Consider the following 13,260-nt stretch of genomic DNA (forward strand, 5'->3'; position numbering starts at 1 on the left):
TGTCCGGACGGATTTTTGTGAAGGGCGCAACCTTACACGACCGCGAGCCCGCTGACCCGTGTGGTTGGGCACCCCCCGAACATCGGGTGTCGGCGCCAAGCCCCGTCACAAGCCGCCAAACTTGTCACAGCCTAGGGATATCCCTTGTACTGACAGCAAACTTACAATGCGCTTCCCGCGACAGAGCGGGTCCGTACGTTACGTTTTTCGTTCCCAGGAGTTCCGCCATGACCCTTCAACAGCTCAGTCAAGTCAAGCGCTGGATGGTCATGCACAGTAGTCGCCATCCGGTGGAGATGGCGGTGTGGAATGGGGTGCTGATGCTGTGGATGCTCGGCTTCATGGGCGTCCCGGGCGTGCTGCTGATCAAGGCGTGGACCGCCTTGCCGCTGTGCTTCGGGGCTTGGATGCTGCCGATGGCCTATACCGGCGGGCGCCGGCGGCTGCATCAGCAAGGCCGGCTGCGCTGCGATTGGCTCACTGCGCTTTGAAGCCGTTTGTCGGCGGTTGAGGGTGCCTTGAATCGGCGCCGCATCTGCCGCGACCGCCGCGACTGCCGCGCCTTCGGTACTGTTCAGCCCTGCGCTTCTGGCTCCCTCGCCGCAAGCTGACGCGCGCCTCTCGGATCAGCGCTTCTGATAGACCCGCACATAGTCCACCTCGAAAGTCCGAGGCAGGACCGCCGGGTCCACCCACCCCGCCATCTCACCCCCCACGGCCAGATTGAGCAGCATGTATTGCGGCTTGTTGAACGGCCAGTTGGCGGTGCCGGTGCCCGGGTTGACGTAGGTGTGGAAGGCCTTTCCGTCCACGGCAAAGACGATGCGGTCCGCCGTCCAGGTCGCCTGGTAGTTGTGGAAGGCGGTGCAGGCATCCGGCAGATTCAACTCCGCGCCATTGCCGCTGGTGCCCGCGGTCGAGCGGGTGTGGATGGTGGAGGAGACGGTCGCCGGATACATGCCGACGTGTTCCATGATGTCGATCTCGCCGCTGTCCGGCCAGGTGTCGGCCGTGCCCAGCATCCAGATCGCAGGCCAGGTGCCCTGCCCGCAAGGCATCTTGGCGCGAATTTCAAAGAAGCCGTAGGTCCAGCTGGCCTTGCCGCGGGTGATGAGCCGGGCGGAGGTGTAGATCTGGCCGCCCCAGTCGGGTTCTGAACTGAGCGAGGCCTTTCGGGCGGTGATCAGGAGCTTTCCGTCCTGCTGGCGCGAATAGTCCGTCTTGGCGACGGCGTAATACTGCTCTTCGTTGTTGTACCAGCCGGTGCGGTTGGCTTCGGTGTCGTAATCCCATTTGGTGGCATCCGGCAGGCCGGTCGCGTTGAATTCATCGTTCCAGATGAGCGCGTAGCCGGCGGGGACATCGGCGGAGTGCTGGATGGCGGGGGGATTTGGCGCGGGCGCGGGTGCAGGTGACGGCGCGGGTGCGGGTGACGGCGCGGGTGCGGGTGACGGCGCTGGTGCAGGTGACGGCGCTGGTGCGGGTGACGGTGACGGTGCGGGTGCTGGTGCGGGTGCGGGTGCTGGTGCTGGTGCTGGTGCTGGCGCGGGTGCTGGCGCGGGTGCTGGTGCAGGTGACGGCGCAGGCGCTGGTGCAGGCGCTGGCGAAGGACCCGGCACGGGCGTCGGCGCCGGGGCGTTGCCCACCGGCCGTTGTGGATCCGTTGCGTTGTCACTGCCTCCACCGCAGGCGGCCAACAGCAGGCAGGCAAGAAGGGGGGCGAATTGTTTGGGGTCCATCGGGTCCGTCCGTGATCTCTGGATGCGACTCCGTCTGTCACGGCGTCAGCGTTTCAGAGTCAGTATCGAAGGACCATTGCACCCCGTTGTCATCACATGTTTCGGAAGTTCGGTGGCTCAGGCATCACCGTCGCATTCCGCGCGCGGCCTCACGGGCGTGGCGAGTGAGCGTTCCAGCGTGGGATGGAGCGCGTTATTGGGCGGCTGCATGCCGCCCGCCCACCTTTGCGTCTGTTCCGCCTCTGCTCGGCATCTGCCGCGGATGCCCACTGCATTCCCACTGCTCTTCACTGCATTCCGTTACCCGGAAAGCGAAGCGGACACAGGCTCATCGCGCCGAGGCATGACGCGCCAGTGTTCGTCGGTACACCGTTCGTCAGTGCGACAGACCGATCCATTCGCCCCGACGCTGGAAGCTGTCGAAGATCTGTTGCGCCAGCTCGCGCAGGGTCTCGTCGCCGCGTGCATAGGCGCAGGCGAGCCGATCCAGTGCATAGCTGCGGTCATAGACCATGCGGGTGGCCTGCAGCTTCATGCCCTGCTGGGTCATCAAGGTTTCCAGCTGCCAGAGGTCGTCCATGGCGGCCGGGCCGCTGACCGTCAAGCCCAGATCCGGTACCCAGCCATAGGCGCCGTGGGCCGATTCAGGCAGCAGGTGGAGCGGAACAGAATGGACTTGCATGGCGGGCCTCATTGAATTCGGAGGGACAGGTCGCCATGATGCGCGGGGTCCGCGCCAAACTTGAGCCGGAAAAGCACCGCCAATACCCGCCAATTCCGCCGAAGGTCCGGACTCAGCCCTCAGTCTTCAACCCTCAGCGCTCCGGCTTCGCAATGAACGTGGACAGCTCCTGGCACCAGGCCGCCGCACGCATCTCCAGCTCCTGCAGCGCCTGCACATCAACGCCGGCATCCCGGAGCATCTTGGCCGACGCTTCGTTCAATGCGGTGTGATGGCTCTTCTTTTCCAGATAGACCACCCGCTGAATGCCCACCTGAATGATGGACTGCACGCAGCGCGGGCAGGGATACTGCGTGGTGTAGATGGTGCTGCCGGTCAGCGGCAACACCACGCAGTTCAGGATGGCATTGACCTCGGCATGCACGATGTAGCTGTGCCGGGAGTGCAGCGGATCGTTGTCGTCGTCCGACCAGTAGGTCGGATCGTTGTCGTCACAGCCGCGTGGCAGGCCGTTGTAGCCCACCCCGACGATCTTGTAATCCGCGCTGGCGATGCACGCGCCATTGCGCTTGCGGCTGTCCTTGGAGCGGGCGCCGGCCAGCAGGGCCACGCCCATGAACATTGAATGCCAGTCGATCAGCGGCCGGTTGTCCATGTCAGCGCCCCGCGAGCGTCACGCCCTTGTTGGCCAGGGCATCGGCCCGTTCATTGCCGGGGTCGCCTGCATGGCCCTTCACCCAGCGCCATTCCACCTGATGCAGCTTGCGCAGCGCATCGAGCCGTTGCCAGAGCTCGGCATTCTTGACCGGCTTGCCGTCCGCCGTCTTCCAGCCGCGACGCTGCCAGCCGCTGATCCATTCCGTCATGCCTTTGCGGACGTATTCGCTGTCGGTGTAGATGACGATGTTGCAGCTGCGCTTGAGCGAGGTCAGCGCTTCGATCACCGCGGTCAGCTCCATGCGATTGTTGGTGGTGTTGAGTTCACCGCCACACAGTTCTTTTTCATGGCCGCCGCTGCTCAGCCAGGCGCCCCAGCCGCCCGGGCCGGGATTGCCCTTGCAGGCGCCGTCGGTATAGATGACGACGCTCGGTTTGCTGATGCGGGGCGCTGCAGGCGCGGAAACTTCGGTCATGGTGATCTGATTGTGGACTTCAAAAATTCGGAGAGGAGGACTTCAGCGGCAGGTCCGCAGTGACTTCGGCCGGGCCGGACGCCGAGCCCCGCTGCGTCAGCGCGGCTTGAGCCTGCCGATGCGGCTGCTGGTTCAAAGCCACCGCAGGTGCAGCCTTGCTCGCCCGCGTCTTCTTTTTCGCCAGGCCGATCAGCCGCATGCCGTGCACCCGCTTGACCGCCACCACGCCATACAGCGCGCCCAGCACCGTCCACCACTTGCCGCCCGGCTTCTCGATCCATTGCCAACGGTCCAGCCACGTTTGACTGAACAATGGTGGCCGATAGCATCCGAAGCCCGCGCGTTCAACGTCGAAAGACAGCAGGCGCAGCCAGTCGCGCAAGCGCCAATAGCCGATGTATTCGCCTTCATCCGGCAGGAACAGGCGCGGCGGACGGCTGTCCCCATGATGCGTTCGCTGAAACATGCGGCCATTCACCCGGGCCAGATTCTGCCTCAGCGCCCAAAGGCTGGCGGGATTCAGTCCCAGAATCACCACCCGCCCTTCCGGCCGCAGGACTCGCTCCACCTCCCGCAGGGTGCGATGCGGGTTGCCGGTCAGCTCCAAAGTGTGCGGAAGCACGACCAAATCGAGACTGTTCGCTTCAAAAGGCAACGCATCGAACTCACAATAGAGCGCGGCGGCTGAAGGCCGAGGCAACGCGCGGGGCTCGGGCTGGACGTTCAGCGGCATCGGACCGACGGAAGATTCGATGCCCGCCACGTGATCCATTACCAGCCAGCGATGCGGCATTCGGTTCGCCCGCAACCCTTCCAGCTGGGGCAGACCGAGCTGGACGGCGTGGAATCCGAACAGGTCCACCACGGCCGCGTCAATGAAGGACTGCTCCCAGGCCAGCAGATACTGTCCGGGGGGCGTACGCAACCACGCCGCCAGCTCCTCGGCTGCCAGCCCGGGAGTCGGCAGCACCGACTCTACAATCGGCGCCGGGTCATCGTCCTGGCTCGCTTTCGTCATTGCTTGGACCGCATGGAACTGATTGCCCTTCCTGCCTTTACCGACAACTACATCTGGCTGCTGCACAACGGCAGGCAGGCGCTTGTCGTGGACCCGGGAGAAGCCGCTCCGGTGAAGGAGGCGCTGACCACCCGGGGTCTGGAGCTTCAGGGCATTCTAGTGACGCACCACCATGGCGATCATGTTGGCGGCCTGTCTGAACTGACGGAATTCCTGAGCCCGACCGGCAAGGTCTGGGGGCCCGCCCATGAAAAGATGCCGGTGCCTGTCCAGCCTTTGCAGGGCGGCGACCACTTCGAGTTGTTAGGACTGCGGGTGGAAGTGATGGACGTGCCGGGTCACACCGCCGGCCATATCGCCTTCTTCCTGCCGTCGAACGGACCCGAAGCGCCTGGTGTGTTGCCCACGCCCGTGCTGTTCTGCGGCGATACCCTGTTCTCCGCCGGCTGCGGCCGCCTGTTCGAAGGCACCCCGGCGCAGATGTTCGACTCGCTGAGCCAGCTCGGCGCCCTACCGGGGAACACGCGGGTCTGTTGCGCCCACGAATACACCTTGTCCAACCTGCGTTTTGCCCACGCCGTGGAACCCGGCAACGCAGCAATCGTTGAACACGAGGCCTGGTGCCAGGCCGAACGGGCGCAGCATCGGCCCACCCTGCCCTCCACCATCGCCCTGGAGCTTCAGATCAATCCCTTCCTGCGATGCAGCCAGACCGCGGTCCGGCAGGCAGCGCAGCACTTCGATCCGCGCATCGGCCCTGAACCCGTTTCAGTGCTCGCCGCCCTGCGCCAATGGAAGAACGAATTCCGATGAACCGTTTCCCCACCGCTGACCTGCACGCCCCCGCGTCCGCCCTCGCCCTTGCACCCTCGCAGGCGCAGGTGGACGCCAACGCTGGCGCCGCCCCTCGTCCGCGCCCGCTGCTGATGCTGCTGGCCAGCGTGCTGACCCTCACGCTTGCCGCCTGTGCCGGGGTGCCACGCGCCCCGCAGCCGGGGGCTGGTTCCGCTGCAGTGGCGTCGGAAGCCGCCGCCTCGGCCGCCACACCCGCTGGCATGGACGCGCCGCAGATGCCCAAGGTGGCCGTGGCGGTGGCAGCTGCCGCGTCTGGCGCTCCGCTGCCGGAAGACAAGCTGGATGTCCTGCTGGAAGACAACCTGAATCCGGGCCAGAAGGTGGACCTGGACGCACCCAGGACCCACGTGGACCTGTGGTCACGCATCCGCGTCGGCATGGCGATGCCTGACCTGGACAATGACCTGGTCCGCAAGGCCGAAGACTGGTACAGCACCCGCCCAGACTACGTGGCCCGGATGACCGGCCGCGGCAGCCTGTATCTCTATCACGTGGTGGAAGAGGTCGAAAAGCGCGGCATGCCGATGGAGCTGGCGCTGCTGCCCTTTGTGGAGAGCGCCTTCCGCGCCGATGCCCAGTCCAACGCCAAGGCGGTGGGCATGTGGCAGTTCATGCCGGCCACCGGCCGGGACTTCGACCTGAAGCAGAACATCTTCCGCGACGACCGTCGCGACGTGCTGGCCTCCACCCGCGCCGCGCTGGACTACCTGCAGCGCCTGAACAAGATGTTCGACGGCGACTGGCAACTCGCGCTGGCCGCCTACAACTGGGGCCAGGGCAATGTCTCCCGCGCGGTGGCGCGCAACCAGAAGCTGGGTGTGCCGGCGGACTACGACAACATCCGCATGCCGGATGAAACCCGCTATTACCTGCCCAAGCTGCAGGCCATCAAGAACATCGTGATGCATCCGGAGACCTTCGGCCTGGAACTGCCGGCGGTGTCCAATCACCCGTATTTCCTGTCGGTCAACATCGACCGGGACATCGACGTGGCCCTGGCGGCGCAACTGGCCTCGCTGGATGAAGAGACCTTCCGCCAGTTCAATCCGCAGATGAACAAGCCGGTGATCCTGGCGGCGAGCAGCGGTCAGATCCTGCTGCCCTACGACAACGCCAGCACGTTCGTGACCAATCTGGAGCGCCATCGGGGCCCGCTGGCCACCTGGACCGCCTGGGTGGTGCCGCGCACCATGAAGCCTGCCGATGCCGCCAGGCAGGTGGGCATGAGCGAAGCCGGCCTGCGGGAGATCAACCGCATTCCGGCCCGCATGCTGGTCAAGCAGGGCTCCACGCTGCTGGTGCCGCGCAGTGCCTCACGCGACCAGGACGTCTCGGAGCATCTGGCCGACAACGCCAGCATCATGTTCGCGCCGGACGTGCCGCCGCTGCGCCGGGTGACGCTCAAGGCCGGTCGTGGGGAGTCGGTGGCCAGCGTGGCCCGCCGTTACCGCCTGGGCACGACACAGGTGGCGCAGTGGAACCGGGTGAGCACCAAGGCGTCGTTCAAGCCGGGCCAGGCCGTGGTGGTCTACCTGCGCGAGAACCAGCAGGTGGTGGCGGACGCTGAGCCGGCCAAGAGCAAGGGCAAGCCGGCGGCACGCGCCACGGCTACCCGCACGCCGACCAAGGTGGCGAGCAAGAATGCCCGCGCCAGCAACAGCAAGGCCAAAACCTCGCGCGTGGCCAGCGGTCGCAACAACGGCGGCGGCAATGTGGCATCGGCCAAGGCGGGGACATCGACCTTGCGTTGAACGAGGCGCTTGCCCGATCAAGGCCGCCGCTGACACAGCAAGTGGCGGACAAAAAAAATGGCGCTCTTCGGAGCGCCATTTTTCATGGGTCATTCGCTGAGATCAGGGGCGGTCCTCGGGGAGGTTGCTCGCACAGCACCCGGCCGCGCTCAAGCAGCCGTCAAGGCGTCTTCAAAGCGTCGTCAAGCAAAGAACAGCGCGATGGACGTCGCCACCCCGAGCGCCCACACGAGGCTGCGGAGCGTGGCCTGGTCGGCCAGATACAGGCCGATGAAGATCACGCGAAGCGCGATGAAGACCAGGGCCAGCAGGTCGATCCGTCCCTGGTCCAGATGCATCTGCTGCGCCGCCAGCACACCGGCGAAGAACAGCGGCAGGGCCTCGAAGCCATTGGCCTGAGCCGCATTCGCGCGGGCCTGCCAGCCGGTCTGGCGGCTGAGCCAGCTGCGTGGGTCGTGGTTGTCGAAACCTCCGTCCCGGCGCCGCTTCCCATAACCGCCCGACTTGGCCAGGGCCGCACACAGCACCGGCAGCAAGGCCGCCACGATCATGCAGTAGTTGGCCACCGTCATGAGGGTCTCCGATCGACCAGGGCATGCGCGATGGTGCCCAGGTCGACATATTCCAGCTCACTGCCCACCGGCACGCCCCGCGCCAGCCGGGTGCTGCGCAGGCCGCGGGCCTTGAGCGCTTCGGCCAGCACATGCGCCGTCGCTTCCCCTTCCGCGGTGAAGCTGGTGGCCAGAATCACTTCTTCCACGTGACCATCGGTCGCCCGCTCCAGCAGCGGCGCCACGCCAATCTCGCGGGTGCTGATGCCATCGAGCGGACTCAGCCGCCCCTGCAAGACAAAGTAGTAGCCGTGATAGGACGCAGTGCGCTCCATCGCCGCCTGATCCGCCGGAGACTCCACCACGCACAGCAGACGGGCATCCCGCTGCGTGTCCTGGCAGATCTTGCACAGCGGCGTTTCGCTGAAGGTGTGGCAGCGCTCGCAGTGACGCACATGCCGGGCCGCCTCCTGCAGAGCCCGGGCCAGCGCGTCGGCGCCGGCACGGTCGTGCTGCAGCAGGTGATAGGCCATGCGCTGGGCCGACTTCTGACCCACGCCCGGCAGGCGCCGCAGCGCCTCGATCAGCTGTTCGAGTGCGTTCACCGACGGTCAGTCAGGCAACGCGTCAGAACGGGAACTTCATGCCGGGAGGCAGGGGCATGCCGGCGGTCAGCTTGCCCATCTTTTCCTGGCTGACTTCTTCTGCGCGGCGCACGGCGTCGTTGAAGGCCGCGGCGACCAGGTCTTCCAGCATGTCCTTGTCGTCGGACAGCAGGCTGGGGTCGATGGCGACGCGCTTGACGTCATGCTTGCAGGTCATGGTGACCTTCACCAGACCGGCGCCGGACTGGCCTTCCACTTCGATGTTGCCCAGTTCTTCCTGGGCGCGCTTCAGGTTGTCCTGCATCGCCTGGGCCTGCTTCATCAGGCCTGCGAGTTGACCCTTCATCATGGTGTGATCCTTGTTCGGTTCAGAGAGGTTTGATGGACCCCGGCAGAATGCGCGCGGTCTTGAACTGCGACAGCAACTGCTGGACCTCGGGGTCTTCGAGAATGATGGTTTCGGCGCGACGCTGACGCGCCCGTACCGCCATGGTATCGCGCAGCGCCGGAGAGTCGGCGGCGCGGCCCGCTTCGATGTCCAGCTGGACCTCTGCATTCAGGTGGGCCGAGAGGGCGGACTGGAGCTTGTCCTGCAGCGCCGGCTGGCGCAAGGACTCGCGCTCCACCCGCAAGCGCCAGCGCTGCGGGGTGGACTGATCATCGATGGCGACGCACTCGGCCTGCAGCGCGAGTTCGCGGGCCAGGGCATTCAGGCCCAGCTGCGGCACGAGGCTGGCCCAGCGCTCACCGAAGGCGGTGGGCACGAGCTTGACCTCGTCGACGGCGGTGGAGAGGTAGATGCCGTCCCCGCCATTGCTGCCGTTGCCGCCACGGGGTCCGGCGCCGCCGGGGTCGCCGCCCAGATCCATGTCGCCGCCGAGGTCTCCGTCCATCATGGACGGGCCGACGCTCATTTCCTCATCGGAAGGCGGCGGCACGTCGAGCCACGGCGGAGCGCCATCGTCGTCATGCGGGGGTGAAAGGTCTTCGGGCGGCTCGGCCGGTTCCGATGGCTCGGGCTGGACCGGCGCGGCGCGAGGGCGCAGACGGTCGCTGAACCGGGTGGCGGGAGCGCCAGCCGGGGCCGCGCGCAGGGCGCCGGTGGGGCGTGCCGCTGGCGCGGGGGCCGGGGCGGCCGCTGAGCTGGGTGTTGAAGGGCCCGCCTGGGCAATGTCCCGAGGGTCTGACGCGGAGGGGCCACGAGCGCCGCTGGTGCCTGGCTCTGGGGATTGCGGACGTGCGCCATCTGCGTGCGAGGCGGAGGACTGTGGGCGGATCGCAGCGTCGCCATCCGAAGCATCGGATGCGTCGAAGCCAGGGGCCGATGCGTCGGACTCCCAAGGCGGAGTGTCGCGATGCGGCTCGGATGTGGTCGTGTTGGGGGAAACCGGATGATCAGGACGGTCAGCAGACGGGGCGACCTGCGTCGCGGCCGCGTGGGCTGCAGCGCCAGCGCCCCGCCCAGCCGTTGTTTCTGCGCCGGTATCAGCCACCCCTCTGTCCGCTTCAGGGTCGGCTTCAGCGCCGGCTTCAGCGCCGGCTGCTTCGCCTACTCGGAAGGATGCAGCGTCGGCCGCGGAGACTGGCGCGCCGGAGGCTGATGCCGTCGCGCCAGCATCGCCGGCAGCGGCAGGTGCCGATGCAGCGGCCGCGTGCGTCGCATCGACCTCCTCAGCATCAGCCGCAGCGGGCGGAGTCGCATCCCGCTCGGAAACGACGGCCGCTGATGTGTCTTCCTCAACTGCCGCCGATGCGGCCGCAGTTGACGAAGACACGGGGGAAGAGGGGCTCGAAGGCGTCGAGATCGAATCGGCTGCCGCGGACGCGCCCGTTGCGGGCGTCGTCGAGCCAGCCGTACCAGTGCCGGTGGTGCCGGTGGTGCTCATCCGATTCGTGCCCGTCCCCTGGGTGCTCGTCCCAGCAGTGCCGGATGCCGTGGCACCTGTCGCAGCCCCCCGAGCGGCGGCAACACCCTCTGCACTGCCCGCGCCCGCCGCACCTGCACCTGCACCGCCCGTCGGCACGCCTCCCCCACGCGGTCCGCCGCCGTCCGGCCGGAAGGCCATCATGCGCAGCAGCACCATCGTCAGGCCCGCATATTCGTCGGGCGCCAGCGGCAGCTCCTGACGGCCGTGCAGGGCCATGCTGTACATCAGCTGCACCTCATCCGCCGGCAGCTGAGTCGCCAGCGGCAGCAGCTCGGCCAGATCCGGATCCGACGCATCCAGCGCCCCCGGCGCGGCCTGGGCCACCGCCAGATGCTGCAGGGCCACCGCGAGATCTTCCAGCGTCCCGCCCGCCGACAGACCCATGTCCCGCAGCCGGTCCGAGGCCGACACCAGCGCCGGGCCGTCACCGGCCACCAGCGCCTGCAGGATGCCCAGCACATGGCCACGATCCACGCTGCCCAGCATCTGGCGCACACCGGCTTCCTTCAGCTCGCCGGAGCCGAAGGCAATCGCCTGGTCGGTCAGGGACAGCGCGTCCCGCATCGATCCGCGGGCCGCACGGGCCAGCAGACGCAGCGCGCCGGGCTCCGCCGGCACCTGCTCGATGGACAGCACCTTGGTCAGATGTTCCAGTACCGTCTGAGGCGCCATCGGCCGCAGGTTGAACTGCAGGCAGCGGGACAGCACCGTCACCGGCACTTTCTGCGGATCGGTCGTGGCGAGCACGAACTTCAGGTAGTCCGGCGGCTCCTCCAGCGTCTTCAGCATCGCGTTGAAGGCGGTGTTCGAGAGCATGTGCACTTCGTCGATCATGTAGACCTTGAAGCGCCCCACCACTGGTTTGTAGACCGACTGGTCCAGCAGCTGGGAGATTTCTTCGACGCCGCGGTTGGAGGCCGCGTCCAGCTCCACATAGTCCACGAAGCGGCCGGCGTCGATGTCCCGGCAGGCGTCACAGACGCCGCACGGGTGGGCGGTGATGCCGCCCTGCCCGTCCGGGCCGATGCAGTTCAGGCTCTTGGCCAGGATGCGGGAGACGGACGTCTTCCCCACTCCCCGGGTGCCGGTGAACAGATAGGCGTGGTGCAGGCGCTGCTGGGTGAGTGCATTGGCCAGGGCCTGCACCACATGCTCCTGACCCATCAGCTCCTCGAAGGTACGGGAGCGGTACTTGCGTGCGAGGACCTGGTAACTCATGGCGCGGCATTCTACGGGGGGCGCCCGCCCCCTCTGCGCGACGGGTCGACCGGTTGACCAGGGTTTGTCAGTAGAGGTGAAGGATAATCGCCGCCCATGAGCACGCACGCCCCCCAAGATTCCTCCTCCGGCACGCTGAGCTATGAGCAGGCCGGTGTCAATTACGACCTGATCGATCCGCTCAAGGTCAGCGCGCAGCGCGCCGCGGCAGCCACCGCCGGGCATCTGGCGTCGCATGGCTTTACCGAAGTCAAGGCCTCGCGCGGCGAGTCCGCCTATGTGGTGGACGTGGGTCCGTTCTACATCGCCTCCATCGTTGAATGCCTGGGCTCCAAGGCCCTGGTGGCCGACGAAATGGCCACCCTGACCGGCAAGAGCTATTACGACGGCATCGCGCAGGACACCATCGCCATGGCGGTGAACGACCTGATCACCGTCGGCGCCACGCCGCTGGTGGTGCAGGCCTACTGGGCGGCTGGCGGATCAGACTGGTTCGGCGATGCCCAGCGCGCCCAGGCCCTGGTGGCCGGCTGGAAGAAGGCCTGTGACGTCTGTCAGGTGGCCTGGGGCGGCGGTGAAACGCCCGCGCTGGCCGGCATTGTGGAAGCAGGCCGCATCGACCTGGCAGCCTCGTGCACCGGTCTGATCAACCCGAAGGAGCGTCTGTCGGTGGGCGACAAGCTGGCCGATGGCGATGCCATCGTGCTGCTGGCCTCCAGCGGCATCCACGCCAACGGGCTGAGCCTGGCGCGCAAGCTGATCGAACGTCTGCCGCAGGGCTACCTCACCGAAGTGCAGCCCGGCCTGACCTACGGCGACGCCCTGCTGGCGCCGACCACCCTCTACTCCCCGGTGACCGAAGGCCTGTACAAGGCCGGCATCACGCCGCACTACTGCGCCAACATCACCGGCCACGGCTGGCGCAAGCTGCTGCGCCATCCTGGCCAGTTCACTTACCGCATCCACACGGTGCCGCCGGTGACGCCGGTGCTGAAATTCATCCAGCAGCATGCGCAGCAGGACGACCGCGAGGCCTATTCGACGCTCAACATGGGCGCCGGTTTTGCGCTGTTCGTGAAGGCGGACCAGGCGGCCCGGGTGGTGGACATCTCCAAGGCCTGCGGCATCGACGCCTGGGTGGCTGGCACGGTGGAAGCGGGCGAGAAGCAGCTGCTGATCGAGCCGCTGAACATCCGCTTCGGCGACGACGACCTGCAGCTGCGCTGAGCGGCACCAAGTCGGACTCAACGGTCTCGGACCGGAGGTTCGACGCGGCCCTGCAAAGGGCCTCCGCGGAGGTCCTTCCCTCATGGGCGGCCCGCCCGGGCCACGCCCCCCTTGCTCCGGCGGATTGACTTTCAGCGGTGAGCTGACGAAGCTCATCGGCCATGGACTGGTTCTACCTGCCGATGGTCAAGATGCATGCCCTGCTGGGCTGGTGCAGCGTGGCCCTCTTTGTCGTGCGGGGGCTGGCGCATCAGTTCGGCGCCGTCTGGGTGATGGACGAGCGGCTGCGCACGCTGGTGTTCAGCAGCCACGTGCTGATCGTGGTGTCCGGCCTGAGCCTGTGGGGCGCCTTGCATCACGACCCCACCCAGGAGCCGTGGATGGTGGGCAAATTCATCGCGCTCGCGGTGTACTTCACCAGCGGTCACTTTGCGCTCGGACGCAGCGAATTCCGGGTGATCGAATACCTGGTGGCGCTGATGGCGCTCGCTTATGTGGGGGCGGTGTCGGTCACACGGGAGGTGGGGCTGGGGCTGTGAGGGCACTGAACCGC

General features: G+C 66.8%; 14 protein-coding genes and 1 pseudogene. 5 read left to right on the forward strand and 10 right to left on the reverse strand.

Annotation, left to right across the window (positions count from 1 at the left end; genetic code table 11):
- Positions 1 to 227: 227 nt before the first annotated feature.
- Positions 228 to 491, forward strand: coding sequence for a hypothetical protein (locus FHS28_RS08580; protein ID WP_088450355.1), 264 nt, complete (start codon positions 228 to 230; stop codon positions 489 to 491).
- Between the two features lie 135 nt (positions 492 to 626).
- Here the strand turns inward: FHS28_RS08580 and FHS28_RS24110 are convergent, their stop codons facing one another.
- From FHS28_RS24110 to FHS28_RS08605, 5 genes are all read right to left on the reverse strand, one after another.
- Positions 627 to 1,739 carry a glycoside hydrolase family 16 protein gene (locus FHS28_RS24110; RefSeq protein WP_088450357.1) on the reverse strand — a complete coding sequence of 371 codons (1,113 nt, stop codon included), beginning with the start codon at positions 1,737 to 1,739 and terminating at the stop codon, positions 627 to 629.
- Positions 1,740 to 2,115: 376 nt separating this feature from the next.
- On the reverse strand, positions 2,116 to 2,421 hold the full coding sequence (locus FHS28_RS08590) for a hypothetical protein (protein ID WP_088450359.1): 306 nt from the start codon (positions 2,419 to 2,421) through the stop codon (positions 2,116 to 2,118).
- A 133-nt stretch (positions 2,422 to 2,554) separates the two neighbouring features.
- Positions 2,555 to 3,076, reverse strand: coding sequence for a deoxycytidylate deaminase (locus tag FHS28_RS08595; RefSeq protein ID WP_088450361.1), 522 nt, complete (start codon positions 3,074 to 3,076; stop codon positions 2,555 to 2,557).
- Position 3,077: 1 nt separating this feature from the next.
- Positions 3,078 to 3,554, reverse strand: a complete 477-nt coding sequence (rnhA, locus tag FHS28_RS08600; RefSeq protein ID WP_088450363.1) for a ribonuclease HI — start codon at positions 3,552 to 3,554, stop codon at positions 3,078 to 3,080.
- A 19-nt stretch (positions 3,555 to 3,573) separates the two neighbouring features.
- Positions 3,574 to 4,638, reverse strand: a complete 1,065-nt coding sequence (locus FHS28_RS08605; RefSeq protein ID WP_310736765.1) for a class I SAM-dependent methyltransferase — start codon at positions 4,636 to 4,638, stop codon at positions 3,574 to 3,576.
- On the opposite strand from FHS28_RS08605, the gene gloB reads away from it, so the two are divergent.
- Both gloB and FHS28_RS08615 read left to right on the forward strand, forming a co-directional pair.
- On the forward strand, positions 4,585 to 5,385 hold the full coding sequence (gloB, locus tag FHS28_RS08610) for a hydroxyacylglutathione hydrolase (protein ID WP_088450367.1): 801 nt from the start codon (positions 4,585 to 4,587) through the stop codon (positions 5,383 to 5,385). The two genes, FHS28_RS08605 and gloB, sit on opposite strands and share 54 nt — an antisense overlap.
- On the forward strand, positions 5,382 to 7,178 hold the full coding sequence (locus tag FHS28_RS08615) for a transglycosylase SLT domain-containing protein (protein WP_246409744.1): 1,797 nt from the start codon (positions 5,382 to 5,384) through the stop codon (positions 7,176 to 7,178). The genes gloB and FHS28_RS08615 overlap by 4 nt, the downstream gene beginning before the upstream one ends.
- Positions 7,179 to 7,360: 182 nt before the next feature.
- Here the strand turns inward: FHS28_RS08615 and FHS28_RS08620 are convergent, their stop codons facing one another.
- From FHS28_RS08620 to dnaX, 5 genes and pseudogenes are all read right to left on the reverse strand, one after another.
- Positions 7,361 to 7,750 carry an MAPEG family protein gene (locus tag FHS28_RS08620; protein ID WP_088450369.1) on the reverse strand — a complete coding sequence of 130 codons (390 nt, stop codon included), beginning with the start codon at positions 7,748 to 7,750 and terminating at the stop codon, positions 7,361 to 7,363.
- Positions 7,747 to 8,334, reverse strand: coding sequence for a recombination mediator RecR (gene recR, locus FHS28_RS08625; protein WP_088450372.1), 588 nt, complete (start codon positions 8,332 to 8,334; stop codon positions 7,747 to 7,749). The genes FHS28_RS08620 and recR overlap by 4 nt, the downstream gene beginning before the upstream one ends.
- Before the next feature lie 22 nt (positions 8,335 to 8,356).
- Positions 8,357 to 8,683, reverse strand: coding sequence for a YbaB/EbfC family nucleoid-associated protein (locus tag FHS28_RS08630; RefSeq protein WP_088450374.1), 327 nt, complete (start codon positions 8,681 to 8,683; stop codon positions 8,357 to 8,359).
- A gap of 19 nt (positions 8,684 to 8,702) precedes the next feature.
- Entirely contained in the window at positions 8,703 to 10,403 is a 1,701-nt protein-coding gene (locus FHS28_RS24795) for a DNA polymerase III subunit gamma/tau C-terminal domain-containing protein (protein ID WP_310736767.1), read from the reverse strand.
- Positions 10,379 to 11,480 (reverse strand): annotated as a pseudogene (gene dnaX, locus FHS28_RS24800) (DNA polymerase III subunit gamma/tau); the annotation flags it as partial. The gene FHS28_RS24795 and the pseudogene dnaX, both read right to left, overlap by 25 nt.
- Positions 11,481 to 11,576: 96 nt before the next feature.
- On the opposite strand from dnaX, the gene FHS28_RS08640 reads away from it, so the two are divergent.
- The gene (locus tag FHS28_RS08640) at positions 11,577 to 12,707 is read left to right on the forward strand and encodes an AIR synthase-related protein (protein ID WP_088450378.1); all 1,131 of its coding nucleotides are present in this window, start codon (positions 11,577 to 11,579) and stop codon (positions 12,705 to 12,707) included.
- A 161-nt stretch (positions 12,708 to 12,868) separates the two neighbouring features.
- Entirely contained in the window at positions 12,869 to 13,246 is a 378-nt protein-coding gene (locus FHS28_RS08645; protein WP_088450380.1) for a SirB2 family protein, read from the forward strand.
- Positions 13,247 to 13,260: the final 14 nt, after the last annotated feature.

Origin of the sequence: Roseateles terrae (assembly GCF_014192155.1) — a bacterium.
GTDB lineage: Bacteria > Pseudomonadota > Gammaproteobacteria > Burkholderiales > Burkholderiaceae_C > Roseateles > Roseateles terrae.